The sequence below is a fragment of the Verrucomicrobiia bacterium genome, assembly GCA_036268055.1.
Classification (GTDB): Bacteria; Verrucomicrobiota; Verrucomicrobiia; order Limisphaerales; family Pedosphaeraceae; genus DATAUW01.
Map to the genome: position 1 here is coordinate 108,119 of DATAUW010000036.1, position 16,789 is coordinate 124,907.

Annotated in this window: 17 protein-coding genes; 6 read left to right on the plus strand and 11 right to left on the minus strand. The window is 54.9% G+C overall.

Annotated elements, in window-relative coordinates:
* Nucleotides 1-19: 19 nt before the first annotated feature.
* The 4 genes from VH413_18750 to VH413_18765 form a co-directional block, all read right to left on the minus strand.
* Nucleotides 20-1,156 (minus strand): DUF3300 domain-containing protein, encoded by a 1,137-nt coding sequence (locus tag VH413_18750; protein ID HEX3800740.1) that lies wholly within the window; start codon nucleotides 1,154-1,156, stop codon nucleotides 20-22.
* A gap of 118 nt (nucleotides 1,157-1,274) precedes the next feature.
* Nucleotides 1,275-1,649 carry a BlaI/MecI/CopY family transcriptional regulator gene (locus tag VH413_18755; protein ID HEX3800741.1) on the minus strand — a complete coding sequence of 125 codons (375 nt, stop codon included), beginning with the start codon at nucleotides 1,647-1,649 and terminating at the stop codon, nucleotides 1,275-1,277.
* 227 nt (nucleotides 1,650-1,876) lie between these two features.
* Entirely contained in the window at nucleotides 1,877-2,788 is a 912-nt protein-coding gene (locus VH413_18760; GenBank protein HEX3800742.1) for an SDR family oxidoreductase, read from the minus strand.
* A 73-nt stretch (nucleotides 2,789-2,861) separates the two neighbouring features.
* Nucleotides 2,862-3,848 (minus strand): hypothetical protein, encoded by a 987-nt coding sequence (locus VH413_18765; GenBank protein HEX3800743.1) that lies wholly within the window; start codon nucleotides 3,846-3,848, stop codon nucleotides 2,862-2,864.
* 283 nt (nucleotides 3,849-4,131) lie between these two features.
* On the opposite strand from VH413_18765, the gene VH413_18770 reads away from it, so the two are divergent.
* On the plus strand, nucleotides 4,132-4,923 hold the full coding sequence (locus tag VH413_18770; protein ID HEX3800744.1) for a glucosamine-6-phosphate deaminase: 792 nt from the start codon (nucleotides 4,132-4,134) through the stop codon (nucleotides 4,921-4,923).
* On the opposite strand, the gene VH413_18775 is transcribed toward VH413_18770, so the two are convergent.
* The 3 genes from VH413_18775 to VH413_18785 form a co-directional block, all read right to left on the minus strand.
* A complete protein-coding gene (locus VH413_18775; protein ID HEX3800745.1) occupies nucleotides 4,924-5,334 on the minus strand; it encodes a hypothetical protein in 411 nt (136 codons plus the stop codon).
* Between the two features lie 129 nt (nucleotides 5,335-5,463).
* Nucleotides 5,464-6,117 (minus strand): D-alanyl-D-alanine dipeptidase, encoded by a 654-nt coding sequence (ddpX, locus tag VH413_18780; GenBank protein ID HEX3800746.1) that lies wholly within the window; start codon nucleotides 6,115-6,117, stop codon nucleotides 5,464-5,466.
* A gap of 137 nt (nucleotides 6,118-6,254) precedes the next feature.
* On the minus strand, nucleotides 6,255-7,871 hold the full coding sequence (locus VH413_18785) for an excinuclease ABC subunit UvrC (protein HEX3800747.1): 1,617 nt from the start codon (nucleotides 7,869-7,871) through the stop codon (nucleotides 6,255-6,257).
* Nucleotides 7,872-8,033: 162 nt separating this feature from the next.
* On the opposite strand from VH413_18785, the gene VH413_18790 reads away from it, so the two are divergent.
* Together VH413_18790 and VH413_18795 are read left to right on the plus strand one after the other, a co-directional pair.
* Nucleotides 8,034-9,803, plus strand: a complete 1,770-nt coding sequence (locus tag VH413_18790) for a sigma-70 family RNA polymerase sigma factor (protein ID HEX3800748.1) — start codon at nucleotides 8,034-8,036, stop codon at nucleotides 9,801-9,803.
* 103 nt (nucleotides 9,804-9,906) lie between these two features.
* Nucleotides 9,907-10,392: a GNAT family N-acetyltransferase gene (locus tag VH413_18795; protein ID HEX3800749.1), complete on the plus strand. Its 486-nt coding sequence runs from the start codon at nucleotides 9,907-9,909 to the stop codon at nucleotides 10,390-10,392.
* Between the two features lie 3 nt (nucleotides 10,393-10,395).
* On the opposite strand, the gene VH413_18800 is transcribed toward VH413_18795, so the two are convergent.
* Together VH413_18800 and VH413_18805 are read right to left on the minus strand one after the other, a co-directional pair.
* Nucleotides 10,396-10,956, minus strand: a complete 561-nt coding sequence (locus tag VH413_18800) for a host-nuclease inhibitor Gam family protein (GenBank protein ID HEX3800750.1) — start codon at nucleotides 10,954-10,956, stop codon at nucleotides 10,396-10,398.
* Nucleotides 10,957-11,045: 89 nt separating this feature from the next.
* Nucleotides 11,046-11,720 carry a hypothetical protein gene (locus tag VH413_18805; GenBank protein ID HEX3800751.1) on the minus strand — a complete coding sequence of 225 codons (675 nt, stop codon included), beginning with the start codon at nucleotides 11,718-11,720 and terminating at the stop codon, nucleotides 11,046-11,048.
* Between the two features lie 92 nt (nucleotides 11,721-11,812).
* Between VH413_18805 and VH413_18810 the strand changes: the two genes are divergently transcribed.
* Nucleotides 11,813-12,466, plus strand: coding sequence for a S24 family peptidase (locus tag VH413_18810; GenBank protein HEX3800752.1), 654 nt, complete (start codon nucleotides 11,813-11,815; stop codon nucleotides 12,464-12,466).
* Nucleotides 12,467-12,883: 417 nt separating this feature from the next.
* Here the strand turns inward: VH413_18810 and VH413_18815 are convergent, their stop codons facing one another.
* On the minus strand, nucleotides 12,884-13,249 hold the full coding sequence (locus VH413_18815; protein HEX3800753.1) for a hypothetical protein: 366 nt from the start codon (nucleotides 13,247-13,249) through the stop codon (nucleotides 12,884-12,886).
* Between the two features lie 55 nt (nucleotides 13,250-13,304).
* Between VH413_18815 and VH413_18820 the strand changes: the two genes are divergently transcribed.
* The gene (locus tag VH413_18820; protein HEX3800754.1) at nucleotides 13,305-13,493 is read left to right on the plus strand and encodes a hypothetical protein; all 189 of its coding nucleotides are present in this window, start codon (nucleotides 13,305-13,307) and stop codon (nucleotides 13,491-13,493) included.
* On the opposite strand, the gene VH413_18825 is transcribed toward VH413_18820, so the two are convergent.
* On the minus strand, nucleotides 13,490-14,671 hold the full coding sequence (locus tag VH413_18825; protein HEX3800755.1) for a DUF262 domain-containing protein: 1,182 nt from the start codon (nucleotides 14,669-14,671) through the stop codon (nucleotides 13,490-13,492). The two genes, VH413_18820 and VH413_18825, sit on opposite strands and share 4 nt — an antisense overlap.
* A 209-nt stretch (nucleotides 14,672-14,880) precedes the next feature.
* On the opposite strand from VH413_18825, the gene VH413_18830 reads away from it, so the two are divergent.
* Nucleotides 14,881-16,722 (plus strand): sialidase family protein, encoded by a 1,842-nt coding sequence (locus tag VH413_18830; protein HEX3800756.1) that lies wholly within the window; start codon nucleotides 14,881-14,883, stop codon nucleotides 16,720-16,722.
* Nucleotides 16,723-16,789: the final 67 nt, after the last annotated feature.

Consider the following 16,789-nt stretch of genomic DNA (forward strand, 5'->3'; position numbering starts at 1 on the left):
AAATTCGCTCAACGACTGTTTACCGTTTGCCAGGCGACCGGCCACCGCCACCGCCAGCGGGTCCACGGCTGACTGCGCCCCGGCTGCTAGCCGCGCGGATTTGCGCGCTCGAACCGCCACCAAATGCACTTGGCCGCGAAGGAGCCACCGGCGCTGAATGAATGACCACCGGCGCACGCGGCGGTTCAACCACGCGAGGCGGAGCTTGCACCACCGGCCGGGCTGGCTCGGGACGTGGCGCAACTGGACGCGCGGGTTCAGGGCGGACAGGTTCCGAACGAACAGGCTCAGGACGCTGGGACGCGCCGGGCCGCACTCCGCGAGGCGGTTCGGCCGGACGCGCCGGTTCCGGACGCGGCGCGAATCCACGATCACCGCGAGCCACATAGCCGGGACGACCCGGCCCACGCGCACCGCCGTGCCATACCGTGTTATGCGCGATATCCTCATGACGCCGCGCCGCAGGTTCGCGCCACCAATTTGCCGGACGCGGATGATCGTGACCCCACACCACCACATGATGATCGTGCCAATCAAAGTCGTGGTTCAGCCACGCGCCGATGTGAAAACCAATTCCCCACCTAAAAAAGCTGCGCCCATAACCGCGCTGATAAAAAATAATTCCCGGATCATATTCCGGCACGTAAAGCAAATCCGGATCGGTCGGCACAATTTCAATATCTCCATCATCTGTCACGACCGTTTCCTGCGGACCCGACGCGAGGTTGCCGAGGCCTTGCGCCTGCGCGCGCAAACTTTGGATCGCGTTCATCACGTCGGTTGGCTGATTCAAAAATGCCTGACCCAGTTCCGATGTCCACGCGAGATCGTCCGACATCATTTTCAAAACGTCGGGATAACGCGCAATGGCTTTCACGCTGCCGTCCCACGGTTGCGAATCAATTCCGTTGGGGTCTCCGTTTTGTGAAACGTAATTTTCCGCAAGGGCAATCTGCGAAGGTTGCGTGGCAGCCGGTAAAATTTCCGCGATAAGCGGGTCGGGATAAAGCGCGATGGGGCCGAGAAGCTGATTAAGCTGGTCGCCGTCGAGTATCTGCCCATTGGGCGCGGGCGGCGGGGTGGCGTATTGCGCGCGAGCCAGGCCGGCGCTGCTGACCACAGCCATCAGCAAGGCAGTGACAAGAGCTTTCTTCATTAGCGTCACCATGACGCGACTTTGTCCCGCGGTCAATAGCGGCGAAGCAGATAAAGACAAAGCTCCTCCGTTAATCACCTGTCATCCCCACACCCACCTCCAAGGCCGAATAAAAAAACTACTTTTGCTTTTGCCGCAGAACCTTGCGCAATTCGTCCAGGTCCTGCGATGACAACCGCTGCTTCTCCACGAAATGCAACAGCAACGGCTTTACTGCGCCGCCAAACACGCGCTCCAAAAAAGATTCGCTCTCCGTCTTCACACAATCCGCTTCCGAAACCAGCGGGCGATATAAATAAAGATTCTTATGCTTCTCGACTCCCAGCGCTTTCTTCTTGTGCAAACGGCTCAGCAGCGTCTTCACCGTGTTCGGATGCCAGTCTTCCGTGCCCGACAGCGCCTCGATGATCTCCATCGCGGGCAGGGGTGAACGGGCCCAGAGGACCTTCATCACCTTCCATTCCGATTCGGATATTACCGGGACTCGCGCCATGTCAATTTCAGTAAATTAAAAACAACACACTACTACCTACAACAGTAGTCAATTAATGCAAGCTTAAAAATAAAAACATTCTTAACGGACCGCGGGTCTGCGACCCGCAGCAAGGTCCATCCAGTCAAGCCGCTCCCGGCTTAGCCTTGCGCGGCAATCTTCTTTGCGTATTGCTGCGGGTCATAGACCCGCGGTCCGACGGGAATAATAATGCCGCCAATCACTTTTCACCTCGGCTCCGGCTCGATGTTTAACTGCCCCGCTTCATCCAGCCGCTGGATTTCCGCCGTGTAACCTTTGCGAAAGTTCGGATATTTAAACTGGTAGCCGAGTTCCATCTTCAACTTGCGATTCTGCACTTTTTTATGCGTCAGCCCGCGCTTGCGCCCGGCGGTTTCCTCCTCGGTGGCGAACGGCGGCATCCATTTGCCCAGTGTTTCCGAAAGCCAGCGGAAAAAATGCACCTGCGCGATCGGCTCGTCGTCCACCGCATTATAAATCTCGCCCGCGCGCCCATTCTTTAATGCCGCGATGATCACTCCCACCAAATCGTCGCGATGAATCATATTGATCAATCGCTCACCCTGGCCGGAAATCTTCGCTTCATTTTTCAGATATTGCAAAAACAGATGCCCCCGCTCCGGCCCATAAATTCCCGCCACGCGCAAAACCACTGCGGGAAATTTTTTCTCCTGCGCCGCCGCCAGCAAAACTTTTTCCGTCTCGACCAAAATCTGGCTCGTCTCATTGGCCGGTTCGGCCGGACTTGTCTCCTTGACCTGCGAACCATCTGTCTGCCCATAGACACTCGTGCTGCTCGTATAGACGAATTTCTTCGGCGGCGCTGCCGCAAGCCATTCAACGAGATTTTTTGCGCCCTGCAAGTACACCGCGCGATATTCCTCCGCCCCGCCGCGCGTCGAAGACACACAATTCACTACCCAATCATAAGGTCCGGGCAATGCCGCGAGGTCTGAAGTTTTCGCCACATCTGCGACGACCAATTTGATTCCCGCCGCTTTCAATTCCGCCTCGCCCTCCGCCGAGCGGCGCATACCGTGGACTTCATGCCCCAGCCGCACCAACTCCGCACCCAGCGGCACTCCGACATATCCACAACCGACGATCAATATGCGCATCCGGGCATCTTAACCGGGCAAACCACTCCACGCCATCTTCAAAGTCGTATTTATCCCACGCAGGCGGTCTGCCTTAATGCCCGAAGATAGGCCCGACAAAGTTGATGATGTAATTGTTACCCAGCGAATCGTTATAAGCCATGCTGACGCCAGAAACATCCGACCACGTTACCGAAGAAGTCACTGCACTGTTCGTTGTGCCGGGTGGCAGATTATCTGAATCAAAAAGTTCATTGGCCGAACTGTTGCCATGGACTTGAAGCTGGATGCTGGTCATGAAGACGGGCGGCCCGGCGAGCGTCGCGCCGGTGGTCGCATCGCGATAAACCCAGCTCACACTTTGCAACATTCCACTCGATACGGTGGCGGTCGGAAAAGGAATCACCAGATGACTGGCGGCCTGCGGATCGGGCACGCTGAACATCACATTGCTTCCTTTATAATTGACCGTCCAAGTGCCGCCCGGCGCAATCGCGGGACTGGAGATGATCGCAGATTGATAATTGCCCCCGTTTCCGTGATCGCTATTGGTACTTGAGTTGGCGGGGTCGGCCGGCGAATTGGCGAGACCCGAACCCGCGGGGCCGGTGAAAAAGACATTCGGGGCCGCAGGCAAATTGGTGTCACCCTTCACCCCAAAATTTGCGGAGTAATTGTCCAGCGCCACTGGAAAAGTCACGCTCGGCGTGAAGTTGCCCCCAAAACCACCCGCGTCGGCAAATTCAAGAAAATTGAAATCGAACGAAGCCGTGCTGCCGAGGAAAATGCGATAAAATTGCCGATTCATACCCGCCATCCCGCGATTGTCAATCAGGGTGATCAAATTATTTGTGGCCTTCATGGAACCCACCGAAGTCCAGCCGGTGGCAAGATTCGTGGAGGTCTGGATGGTAAAAGTGGTGTTTGAACTGATCAATATCTGCACCTGAAAAAATCCACCCACGATCGCGGCATTGGTGAAGATCGGCGCCTGGCCAAAAACTGCGGTGGTGGAAAACCAAAGAATGCCAGTGAGAAATCCCCAACGCAATTTGCGTGATAAAAACAGGAGTGAGTTCATGGGTTTGAATTCGAATTGAAACGACATTCACCATCGAAAAACCTTGCCTTAGCGCCCCGTGCGCTGCTTCCAGTGACTCTCTTCCTCCCCCATAACTTTGCAAGTCTTTTTGCGGTGTTTTTCCACCTTTTGCATCGGTCTTTCTCCGCTGCCACGGACCATCTTGAGCGATCAATCCTCGAATGACACGAGATAATCCGAGGAATTCTAATCTATGTTCCATCCCAAGGTTGCATCCCGCAGCCGAGTTACTTAGACTGCCCCGGTTATTTAAATGATTCACATGAGCAACGTATCTTCCGTGGCCGCCGCGCCGATTAAAACTTTTCAAGTGGACGCCCTGCCCATCCGGGTTTATGCCAGCCAGGCAGATTTGTCCGAGGACGCCGCGCGGCTTGTCCACGCATATTTGCTCGAAGTGCTCGCGAAGCAAGGCTCTGCCGCCGCCATCCTGGCCACGGGAAATTCGCAGATCAAATTTCTCGAGGCTCTGATTCGCCTGGGTCAAGTGGATTGGTCGAAGATCACGCTCTTTCACATGGACGAATATCTCGGCATCAACGGCGACCACAAGGCGAGCTTCCGCCGTTACATGCGCGAACGCGTCGCCAGCCTCGTGAAGCCGCGTGCGTTTCATTATCTCGAAGGCGATGCCTTGCTGCCGATGGACGAATGCGATCGCTACACGAAATTGCTGCGCGCGCAGCCGATTGATTTATGCTGCATGGGCGTTGGCGAAAATGGTCACCTGGCTTTCAACGATCCGCCGATCGCAAATTTTGAAGATGCGCGTACCGTCACCATCGCGAAACTGGATCACGCCTGCCGCCAGCAGCAAGTCGGCGAAGGCCATTTCCCCGGACTCGATGCCGTCCCGCAATACGCCTTGACGCTTACCATTCCTACGCTGTGCTCTGCGAAAAAAGTGATTTGTATCTCTCCCGAGAAACGCAAAGCCCACGCCATCAAAGCCGCGTTGCACGGCCCCATCAGCACGGCGTGTCCGGCGTCCGTCCTGCGACGGTACCCGCACGCGACGCTCCTGGTGGATACCGATTCGACCAGCCTGCTCTGATCAGGCCTTCACGGTCACGGTCTTGACCAGCAGCGGAATGCTCGCTTCCTGCCGCCCATCCACCGCCACATCAATCGAGTAGTGGCCCGCCTTGTCGAAGCGCAACTGCTGGATGCTGACGATAAAATTCGTCGTCATGAACAGCGTGTCATCCGTCACGCGCACTTGAAACGGCAGGTCGGGCAGATGCGTCCCCTGCATGATGGATTTGCCGTCCTCATCCACGAAATTCAAACGCAACTTGTGTTCGCCTTCCTCGACCTTGCTGAACGTCATCCGCAACACGATCGAGCAATGCGGATGCACCACCGGCAACTGCGCCGCGTGGATGGTATCGAAAGCGCCGAGCAGATTCAGCCGTCCGTTGCTGTCCGTGGCGGCGTCGCACACCACCGCGATTTGTATATCCATGTCGGAAGTTTAATATGGCTTCGCGCCGAAAGCGAGCTTTAGCGAACGCCTGCGGTCAATGGGAAGACGAGCGTTTCGCGAGCCTACTTTTTCAAAATCCGAGTTCGATCCGTACCCAAAAAATTTGCCTCACTGCACCGCTTTGATTTGCGAATAATCCACGTCCATGATCGGGTACTCACGCCAGTTGTTCAGGTCGAAATGCCACCATTCCGTTGGCAGTCCCGTGAAACCGTGCTTCGTCATCACGCGTTGCAGCAACTCCCGATTTTGAATCGCCTCCGTCGGTAGATGCATGTAACCGCGATGCGCCCGCTCCGTGAAGTCGTCGAACGGCGTGGGCGTCGGCACATCCGAGCCATCAAGTCTGATCAAAGTTAAATCCACCGCCGCGCCGCGATTATGCCGCGAGCCCTTCGCCGGGTCGGCCACGAACCCGGGGTGCGGATAAATCGCCCACATCCTTTTCTGCACCGACAACGGCCGATACCCGTCAAATATTTTCAGCTTATAACCGAGCGGTTGCAATTCCGTCTCCACTTCGCGCAATCGTTCCGCCGCCTCGCGTCGCAGACAGCAGCGCGCCACGGGATAAAGTTGTTGCCCGGTGAAATTATTCGTCGTGGCGTAACGAATATCCAGCACCACACCGGGAACGTAGGCTTTTACATCCACGAGGTCCGCCGCATTTTTGTGAGCCGTTGCGCAACCGGTGAGCAGCAATAAAAATCCCGCCATCACCAAAAATTCGCGGCGCAGATTTTTCAGCCACGGATGGAACACGGACGAAACACGGAGTTTGAAAAGAGGGCTCGCGTGAACGATCGTCCTGCCAATGGGGCGCGGCGTTATAGCCGGTGACAACGCAAGAGCATCACGCCGCGTCTTTATTCCGCACTCCGCATTCCGCATTCCGCACTTCATTGCTTCTCCCCCGTCACCGAGCGCGCTTCCAGAAATGTCTTCAACTCCGCTGCCGCTTTGCCGCCAAAGCCCGGCACTTCCGAGATTTGTTCCACGGTGGCCAGTCGAAGCCGCTGAACTGAACCAAACTTTTTCAACAAGGCCGCCTTGCGCCGTTCGCCAATGCTTGGAAATTCATCCAGGATGCTCTCCGAAATTTTCCGCAGCCGCAATGCCGCGTTGTAGGTATTCGCGAACCGATGCGATTCATCGCGGACGCGTTGCAACAATTTCAGCGCGCCCGTGTCGTGCGAAAGCCGCAACGGCTCGCTCTTTCCCGGTTGATAAATCTCCTCAAATTCCTTCGCCAGCCCGACGATAGGAATCGCGTTCAAGCCGAGTTTCGCCAACTCCTCACACGCCGCGTTCAACTGTCCTTTGCCGCCATCAATCAAGATCAAGTCCGGCATGTTTCGCGGCACGGGATTGAGTTGCGCCGGTAATTTTTCTTTTCCTTTTTTTGTTTCTTCGATGACGGGAAGCAATTCTCCGGTGGCGCCTGGAGAAGTTGTTTGCGTTTCAGAAATTTTCGGCGGCGCGCCTTCTTTCAACAGACGTGAGTACCGGCGTCGCACCGTTTCCGCCATGCACGCAAAATCGTTTTGCCCGACCACAGTCTTCATCTTGAACTTGCGATAGTTCGAGCGGTCGGGCCGCCCATTTTTGAAACTCACCATGGACGCCACGGCGAATGTCCCGCTGATATTTGAAATGTCGAAACCCTCAATGCGCATCGGCGGTCCGGGCAGATTCAACACTTGCCCCAACTCGGCGAGATCGCGTTGGGGTTCAATCGCCACCGGCAGCGTGTAAGGCAGCCGCTCAAATTTATTGGTGCGGCTCGTCGTCTGTTTCAAATCCGCGATGGCGTCCCGATACATCGCGGCCTTCTCATAATCCTGCGCCGCCGCCGCCTTGCGCATTTCGTCGGTGAGTTGCTCCTGCATCTCCTCGCATTGGCCGGAGAGAAAATCGCACGCGGCCTTCACTTGCTCGAGATATTGCTCGCGCGTGACGTTGTTGATGCATGGGGCGGTGCAAAATTTCAAATTGCCGTAGAGGCAATGTTTGTAATCGCGTTCGGTCGGCGTGAGCGGACGGCAGCCGCGCAAATGAAATTGCCGGCGCACCATGTTCAGCGTATTGCGCAAGGCCGACGCATGCACGAACGGCCCGAAATAGCGCGCGCCATCCTCCTGCTTGAAACGCGTCAGGACGAAACGCGGGATGGGATCATTCAGGTTCAACTTGAGCATGAGAAAGCGTTTGTCATCGCGGAAGCTGATGTTGTAACGCGGATGAAATTCCTTGATGAGTTTGCTTTCGAGCAGCAGCGCCTCGGGTTCGCTACGCACGATGTGGACATCCAGATCGTGGATCGCTTCCACGAGCGCCTTGAATTTCAAGTCCCAGCCGAACCGCCGCGACGGTTGGAAATACGAACTGACGCGCTTGCGCAAATCCCGCGCCTTGCCCACGTAAATCACCGTGCCGAACCGGTCCTTCATCAGGTAAATCCCCGGCTTATGCGGTAACTCCTGCAATTTTTTTCGCAACGATTCTGGCGTGGACATATTCTTCAAACGGACGAATCCATATATGTAACCCGCTTTTAAAGTAATACAATCCTCGCCAATGGGAAGGCTTGGGGCGAGCCCGACAAATTTATCGGATTAAACGCCCGCCCGCAAAAAAATTTGTTACCTTTAAGCCACCGCGTAAATATATGGAGTGAAATGTCGAATGACGATCTAACCTTGCTGCGCGATTATTCCCGGGACCGTTCCGAGGATGCCTTCGCCGCGCTCGTCACACGCTATGTGAATCTTGTTTATTCAGTGGCGCTGCGGCAAACAGGCGATCCGCATCTCGCCGAGGAAATCACCCAAGCGGTTTTCATCCTGCTCGCGCGCAAGGCCGATTCACTGGGATCGAAAGTCATTTTACCGGGCTGGCTTTGCCGCACCGCGCGAAATGTCGCGGCCAATGCGCTCACTCTTCAACGGCGGCGGCAACATCGCGAACAGAAGGCATATATGGAATCTCGGTTGAACGAACCCGGGCCGGAACACGATGCCTGGCAGCAAATCGCCCCGCTGCTCGATGCCGCGATGGACCAGCTCGGCCAGCAACATCACGACGCCGTCGTGCTGCGTTTTTTCGAGAACCGCAATTTCAAGGACGTCGGCGTCGCGCTGGGCGTAAGCGAAGACGCAGCCAAGATGCGGGTGAGTCGCGCGCTGGAAAAGTTGAGAAAGTTTTTCACGAAGCGCGGCGTGGTTTCGAGCGCGGCCAGCATCGCCGGAGCCATTTCCACTAACTCCATCCAGGCCGCGCCCGCCGCGCTTGCGGGCACGATTTCTGCCGCCGCATTTTCTGAAGCTGCCACGTCCATTTTCACCGCGACCAAAGTCATTGCCATGACCACTCTGCAAAAAGCCATCATCACCGCGGCCGTCGTCTCCATCGTCGGCGCGGGAATTTTCGCCGTGCGGCTGAACTCGCGGTTGCGCGAACAAAATGAAGCGTTCCAACAACAACAGGCATTGCTCGCCAGTCAACTCGAGCAATTACAACACAACCGCGCCGACGCCTCCAACCGGATCGCATCGTTGACGGGTGAGCTGGCGAAGAACCGGCGCAACGATGCGGAGTTGCTCAAGCTTCGCGGCGAGGTGACGCAATTAACAGGGGCATCAAGTGAGCCAAGTGCGGCTGCGGAAAAAATTTGGCTCAACAAAATCGTGAAGCTCAAAAAGATTCTCCAGGAGAGGCCCGACAAGCGGGTTCCCGAGATGCAATTTTTGACCGAGAAGGATTGGGGCGACGCCTCGTGGGACGCGGATTTCGATACCGAGGACGGAATCCGCGTGGCCTTGAGCAACCTGCGCGGCATGGCCGAGAACACGTTCCTGAATGAGATGATGAAGGCGGCGATGAAAAAATATCTCGCGGCCAACAATGACATTTTGCCCGCGAGCCTGCTTCAGCTTGAGCCATTCTTCGATGTGCCGGTCACGGACGATATGTTGCAGCGCTATAAGCTGGTTCAAACTGGCAAGGTGGATAATGCGGCCGCCCTCGTGGAACTCACCGGCGAAACGGATCCCGACTACGATTCAAACCACGGCATGTCCATCAACGGCGCATGGGGCGGCGGATTCAACCGGGTTCAGCAAGCCATTCAAACCGCCGCGACTGCGTATGCTGGCGATAACAATGGCCAACTGCCTACTGACCCTTCACAAATAACTTCTTATCTTTCCCGGACGGTGGACGCGGCGACCGTGCAAAAATATTTGAACCAAATGGCCGCCGATCGTCCGCCATCGGATGTGATTATATTAGGCTCCGCGCTAAAAGCCTACGCTGATCAAAACAACGGAAAAGAACCGGAAGACCCGGCTGGCTTGATGCCTTATATCACCACTCCCGAACAAAAAGCGGCGCTTCAGCGAATCATCGCCCAATACCCCTCAAAGTCCGCCGCCCAAACCGGTAAATAATTTCGCACTCAAATTAATCTTTCAGGCACATCTGGCGTATCCCTGCCCCTTGGTTTTTATCAATCCGGTTGACAAAATTTGCGCCACTGCCCATACACGACTCGTGTCCGCGCAACCGATGATTGAACGTCTGCGCACGCCGGAGGAAGCGCAGGCGTGCGCCACGCTCATGGCGGAATCCGAACCGTGGCTTACGCTTCGATTCAATCACGCCGCCGTGGTGGCCGTGCTCAATGGGCCAACGACGGAAGTGTATCTTGCGCGCCTCAACGGCGAATTCACCGGGCACATTCAGATCAACATGAGTGGCGCGTTCGCGGGTTACATCCAGACCATCGCCGTCGCGCCCGCGTGGAGGAACCAGGGCATCGGCGAGGCGCTCATTCATTTTGCCGAGCAACGGATTTTTCGCGACAGCCCAAATGTGTTCCTGTGCGTGTCCGATTTCAATTTGCGCGCGCAAAAATTGTATGCCCGGCTCGGCTACGAACGCGTCGGCGAACTCAAGGACTACGTCATCGCGGGCGCTTCCGAATTTCTCCTGCGCAAAACAATTTCGCCGAAACGCGATTTCAAGCGCACCTCGTGACATTCACGCGACTTCGCGCGCATCCACGCGCGTCAACTTCGGTTCCACGAAAAACGACTCCTCCTGAACCACTTGCGCGCCGGCCTTCCGCAAATCAGCCTCGTTCAAAATCTGCGCGGCGACGTCAGCCAAAATCTGCTCCTTATTGATTTCCTCTTTCACGCGGATGTAGGCGTGGCCCCACGCCAAATCACGGAGCGTTTGCAACACGCTATCCCACTTGCATTTGGAAACCGTTTTCAACTTCGGCGTGCCCGTGCGAAAGCCCGCGATGCCGTGCGTGAACTCGATGGATTTTCGCTGGCCGAACTCCGCCGGGTTCGCCTCGGCCCATTCGCGCGCAGTCGCGGTTTTTTCTTCCAACACTTGCGCGAGCGAAGCGAGGCGTCCCTCATAACTGTCGCGTACACCCTGTAATTCGGCATCCATATTCGCGGCGAGCAAGGTTTCATTGAGTTTCAGACCGGCGATTTCGCGCATGAGCAATTCCATTTCGGCGCGGGTTTTGAGGACGGGCGTTTTCAGTTTGATGCGGTTGTTCATGGAGCCTTTCGTGCTGGCCACACATAAGTGCGGCGGGTTGGTTTTTGTTTGAAAAATTCTTCCTTGCGTTGACCCGGATTCGGCGCTCATAGACCGCCGCTACCAGGAGATTATGCCATTCTTCGTTGCTTTAAAAATTCCACGACACTCGCGCGCGTGATCAATGGCGATGCCTTCGGACCACGCCGCAGACTAACTGCCGCGAACGCCCCGGCCTTCAGCAAATTAACGACATGCTGGCTCAGGCACGAAAAACATTGGGCAATCTCCGTGCCGCGCAAAATCGGCTCGTGCGGAAAAAGTGTCTGGCGAAAAGTCGCCGCTGAAAGCCGCATCTTGATTTGAAACTGACGCGCTGCCTGGCTGCGCGCGCGAAAATCTTTTCCGGGCGCGACGTTGGGTTTCACCACCATGCCCGCCGGCAAAATCCTTTCGATGATCTCAGCGAATTCCGCCGCTTCATCACGCCGCGGTTTTTGCGGCGGAGCCCAAAGACCCGTGTACTCAAATAAGCTTTGGCGTAGCACCCGCACCTCACGCCGCTCGGCGTCCGGGCGGCGAATATCAAACGCCCAGCGCAAATGTCCATCTTCGATCAAGGCCAGCACCTCGCGCGGTTTTTTGTTCAGGAACATGCAAACGGCGGGCATTGGAACCAGCGGACGCCTCGCCGTGAAACCAAAATCGAACGGACGTGGAATCGGCGCGACGACCGGGCGCGGCGGGCGTCCCCGGCGGCGGGCGGTTTGGCATTGGCCAAGTGGAATGGTGCGATGTCGCTTCATGGCAGCTTGTAAAGACAGCATTGCTGGGAATATCTCCTTGCGTTTGGCACCAAAACCTCCATACTGAAGCTATCTTTAGGGAATTAATGCCTATGCGTCAACCAAAAAAAGCATCTTTAGAGCAAATATTATCAGAACGGCTGAGAATTTGCCGCCTGCGCTTGGGCCTGACTCAGCAGGGACTCGCTAAATTGACCGGTTTTTCGCTGAGCGCCATTGGGAATTGGGAGAGCCGCCAGAATTCACCGACGCCTACGAAACTGGCGGTGCTGGCCAAAAAACTTGGCGTGACGATTGATTACCTGCTTGGCAATGACAACACCGCGCCCCCGGCCAACGCTTCTTCGCGCGCGGAAATTCGCGAGGTTCCCATCGTGGCGTGGGCGCACGCCGGCGAACTGGTGGCTTACACCGACCTTGACGCCTCGTGGCACGAATACACCGCCACCACTTGCCGCGACGAAAATTGTTTCGCCGTGATCATCGAGGGCGATTCGATGGAGCCCAAATATGGCGCGGGCGACATCGCAATCCTGATGCCGAACGTCGAGCCGCGCAACGGTTGTCTGGTCGTTTGCAAATTGAAAAACGAAGGCGTGTTCTTCAAGTTGTTCCACCAGTCCAACGACGGCAAAATCTTCCGGCTTTCGAGTTACAATCCGGTTTATCCCGTCATGGAATGCAAGAAGGACGATTTCATTTGGATTTACCCAGTGGCGCAGGTGACAAAAAATGTGTGGCGATAAAAACACACGCTGTATGGCAATCCCGCAGGGACGAAAGAAATCGCAGCACTCCACCAGCGATGCCACCCTCCCGGCGCCCTCAATCAAGGGAGGGCGAGCGTACTCGCGAGCCGTGACTAATCAATAATCCCCGCCCCCGCAAGCCGCATAACAAAACCAAATGCATTCATCTCCCACCCTCGCGGCGCAACCGCGCCGCCCACCCCTTCCCACTACCCGCTTGCGCTCTGTCTTAACCACGTCCGCAGGACTATAACGGCTGGCAGCATGTTTATTAAGATTTGTGACGGCGTAGGTTTTAATCAATTGTGCGTAGTCCACTTCGGCACCGAACGCTTGGTCAATCGCTTCTGGATACGCCGCCATTGCGTCGGACGTGATTTGCGGCTTATTTGGTGATGCGGCTCGCCAAATCACTCATAAACGTCTTGGCGTGGTAGGAATCGCGCTTGCCGACAACGAACGAGGGAATGAGCTTGGAAGGGACATCCATCGCAATGAACGTCCAGACATCGCCCATACTGTCAATGGCTTCGAGTGCGCTGGCATTTTTTTCTTTTTGCCGATAAATCCCCAAATTTCATCCACTTCGATTTGCGGGCAGGTCAAGCCGCGCATCTTTTCATCTTGAATCTTGGCGCACGCTTCGCCGACGCGAACACCCAAACGCATCACCGTATCGCGGTGAATTCCCGTCATGCGCTCAATGCTGCGAATGCTGTTGCCTTCTGCCAGCATGGATACCGCCATTACTTTCTTTCCGGTTTCAAGGTTGTTTGCCATAAAATTTATTCTGGACTTGTTGTGCCACAGAAAGTATATTTGTCAAATACTATTTGTGGCACAAAAACAAAATAAAAAAATGGGCAGGCCGAAGCTCCCCAAAGGGGAAGCCAAAAGTGAGCTGATTCGCGCTCGCGTCACTCCGTCTGAATACAAATCCTTTGAAAATGCCGCTAAATCAGCGGGTAAGGATATTTCAGAATGGGCAAGAAAGACTCTTATTGATGCGGCGATTTCGCATTAAATCGTACTTACGATTTCCTTAAACAATTTTACTCTATCCTGCCTTTTTGCGGCGTCTGTCGTTTGCTTTTCCGAAAGGTCAATATAGCTCTTAATCTTTTTTGCTATTGTGGGGGTGATGCCGTAAGGACTATTTCCTGTAATAGCAGCATCAAATTTAATCAAATTATCAACGCGCGCAGGGGGAAATGCCGTCACATAATTTATAGGCAAAACATGTCGAATCTCCTCAATTAATGCGGTGACCAAAATATAGAAATGCGTTTGATCTGTAGCCCATCTGGTTTTGCCAAGATTAGAACTTTTGTAAGCGCGTTCCAAAAATGAAAAAACGCGGCTGATTTGATCAACCTGGAGTGATGTCAATTTGGGGGTTTTGGGGCGGCTTTGTTTGCGGCTTATCAAATCTTTAAGAATTTGGCTCGGTTTGCGATGTTGCGAAGTGGCGGCAAACAAAGCGAATTCACATAGTCTTTCCCACATAACATCTACGCGGTTCTGCGCATCATCAACCCGATTGACTATGTCTAAATGCTTCATCACCCTCGAAAACGAAGACGATTTTATTTTTATGTTTGTGTCCCTACCTCGCTTTTCTTGAATGGCAATCAAATGGAAAAGCTGCTTGAAAAAAGCGTCTTTCAGATAAAGTGCTTTTACGATGTCAAAGCGAGTTACTTTGATTCCAGACTGATTGATGTCCACGAAAAGCTGTATGATTTCTTCGAGAGTTACCTCGTCATCAAAATCAATTTCAATAATTGATAATGGATAATCTCTAAACTTTATCACTTCGCTATTGGAAAGCTCTTTTAAGCTTTTTTGGCTCCCCGCGACCGTCGTTTTAAAACCCACCTGCTTTCTGTCCTTTCGACTGTGGATATAGGACGTCCATTTAGGAATTCTCAAATCGTCTCGGTCGTGTCCAATAAAAAGCAATATGCTTTCAAGCCTTTGCTTTCCGTCAAGAATAACGAAATTGTTTTTTGAGCCAACGGGCGTTTTGTATAAAAAAACGGCAGGAACAGGCTTTCCCTCAATTATGTTTTTCAACAAACCTTGGCGCAGTTTTGAAGGCCAAACTCGCCCCCTCTGGAAAGGCGGCGTTAAATCAATAACCTCGTCGTTAAACGATCCAACAAGTTGTTCGATTTTCCATTGGCTTAGGGAGAATTTCACGCGGCGAATCATGCATCACCACCTTTCCCTGCGTCAAACGCATTCGCTAGGCAGAAATTGCCGTTTTTCCAAATTAGGACACTACCGTTTTTTCTCGCCAATGGCGGCAAATATGTTTAGCTGGACGAGTCGCTAAATCACGGTTGGCAAGCCGGGGCCATGACGCGGCGGCGCGAAGTTTTTGTCGTAACACCGGCGGTCAATAGATCATGAAGTGTCGTATCTGGTTAATTGTTTTGGGGGTATTGTGCTGGCTCACAGCGCCGAATTCCACCTTCGCCCAGGGAACCGCGTTCACGTATCAGGGGAACCTGAATTTGAACGGCGCCACCACCAGCGGCGTGTATGATTTTCAATTCAAGCTCCATCCGGCGCTGGGACTGACAAATCAGGTTGCCAATACGATCACGAATACTGCCGTCGCCGTGACCAATGGCTTGTTCACCACCGTTGTGGATTTCAGTTATACTTTTCCGATAAGCCCGCTTTATCTGGAAATCGGCGTGCGGCCAAACGGCAGCACCGGCGCGTTCACCGCGCTCGCCCCTTATCAACTCATCACTTCCGCGCCTTACGCGGTGCAGGCGCTCACCGCGGCGAATTTCAACGGCACAATTTCCGATGCGCAACTTTCGAGCAACATCGTCACCCTCACGAATACAGTGACGTTCACGAACCAGGTCGTTTTTTCCCAGGCCATCGGCGGATTCAATGGGATGTTCAACGGCGTTACGGCCGGCACGAATACCGGAACCTTCATCGGCAACGGCGGATTGATCACGAACTTGAATATCACGAATCTCGTTGGCGTGGTGCAGAGCAATCCGAATTTCCAACTCGTGCAAGCGGGGACGCAACAGGCGGTCGTCGCCAATAATTATCTCACGACGAACAGCGCCAGCGTCACGCTGCTCCTGCCCGCCACGGGCGTAACGGCCGGGAGTACCTTGCGCTTTTCCGGCTCGGGGGCGAATGGCTGGACGATTGGCCAGACGGCAGGTCAATCCATCATCGTCAGTCCGCTGGGCTTGCCCGCGGGACAAAACTGGTCGTCGAATAGCATGGCGTCGCAAGAGTGGCAGACCCTGGCTTCGTCGAGCGATGGGCTGCGCCTGATCGCGGGTTACGGCGGGCTGGGTTTCATTTATTATTCGGCGGATGGCGGGGTCACGTGGACAAAGAGCGATGCGCCTGGCTTAAATTGGAAGGGCCTCGCGAGTTCGGTGGATGGTTTGCACATGCTGGCGGCTCCGAGTGGCGGCGCGGTGGGCGGATACGTTTTCACCTCCACGAACGGTGGCGTGCATTGGGTCGGCCAGATCAACGGATTGCTGAACACATCGTATAGCTGCGCGGCTTCATCGGCGGACGGGATCAATTTGGCCGTCGCGGTCGGCAGCGGGAGTGGCGCGATTTATACTTCTAACAACGGTGGCACAAATTGGATTTCGCGCACGAACGGACAGAACTGGACGGGCATCGCGTCATCAGCCAGCGGAACAACGCTGGCCGCATGCGCGAGCGGCTTTGCGCCGCTTTACATTTCCAAAAATTCGGGCGTGACGTGGGCGACGAACGGCCCATTCGGTTCCTATAGCGCCATCGCCTGCTCGGCGGACGGCAACAAAATAGTCGCCACGATAAACGGCGGCGCAATCTACACTTCCGGCGACGCCGGCACGACGTGGACCGCGCGCACGACGAATAACGCGTGGACGTGCGTCACGTCTTCCGCAAGCGGCGTGAACCTCGCGGCGGCCTCCAGCCTCGGATATCTTTATACTTCGAGCGACAGCGGGCAGACCTGGATAATCCGCACTAACAGTTTTGGTTCGTTGACGAAAGCGTGGGATGCAGTCACCTCATCCGGCGATGGCTCGCGGCTCGTCGCTGCGGTCAACAACGGCACTCTCTACACGTCCATTGCCGCGACTACTGTCGGAACCAACGGTGTGTTGATGGGCAAACAATATTCGAGCGTCGAATTGCAATACATCGGCAATGGCCAATGGATGCCGCTGGCATTCTCCGGCGTGTTTACGGTGTTTTGAAGTTCTCCGTTCTCCCGACGACTTATTCACTGGGACATGCTTTGTCCCACGCCTGGTTGGAAACTCC

Coding starts and splice junctions, on each gene's coding strand:
- VH413_18750 (HEX3800740.1), bottom strand. CDS start 1,156: ATGAAGAAAGCTCTTGTCACTGCCTTGCTGATGGCTGTGGTCAGCAGC.
- VH413_18755 (HEX3800741.1), bottom strand. CDS start 1,649: ATGGCGCGAGTCCCGGTAATATCCGAATCGGAATGGAAGGTGATGAAG.
- VH413_18760 (HEX3800742.1), bottom strand. CDS start 2,788: ATGCGCATATTGATCGTCGGTTGTGGATATGTCGGAGTGCCGCTGGGT.
- VH413_18765 (HEX3800743.1), bottom strand. CDS start 3,848: ATGAACTCACTCCTGTTTTTATCACGCAAATTGCGTTGGGGATTTCTC.
- VH413_18770 (HEX3800744.1), top strand. CDS start 4,132: ATGAGCAACGTATCTTCCGTGGCCGCCGCGCCGATTAAAACTTTTCAA.
- VH413_18775 (HEX3800745.1), bottom strand. CDS start 5,334: ATGGATATACAAATCGCGGTGGTGTGCGACGCCGCCACGGACAGCAAC.
- VH413_18785 (HEX3800747.1), bottom strand. CDS start 7,871: ATGTCCACGCCAGAATCGTTGCGAAAAAAATTGCAGGAGTTACCGCAT.
- VH413_18790 (HEX3800748.1), top strand. CDS start 8,034: ATGTCGAATGACGATCTAACCTTGCTGCGCGATTATTCCCGGGACCGT.
- VH413_18805 (HEX3800751.1), bottom strand. CDS start 11,720: ATGAAGCGACATCGCACCATTCCACTTGGCCAATGCCAAACCGCCCGC.
- VH413_18810 (HEX3800752.1), top strand. CDS start 11,813: ATGCGTCAACCAAAAAAAGCATCTTTAGAGCAAATATTATCAGAACGG.
- VH413_18815 (HEX3800753.1), bottom strand. CDS start 13,249: ATGGCAAACAACCTTGAAACCGGAAAGAAAGTAATGGCGGTATCCATG.
- VH413_18830 (HEX3800756.1), top strand. CDS start 14,881: ATGAAGTGTCGTATCTGGTTAATTGTTTTGGGGGTATTGTGCTGGCTC.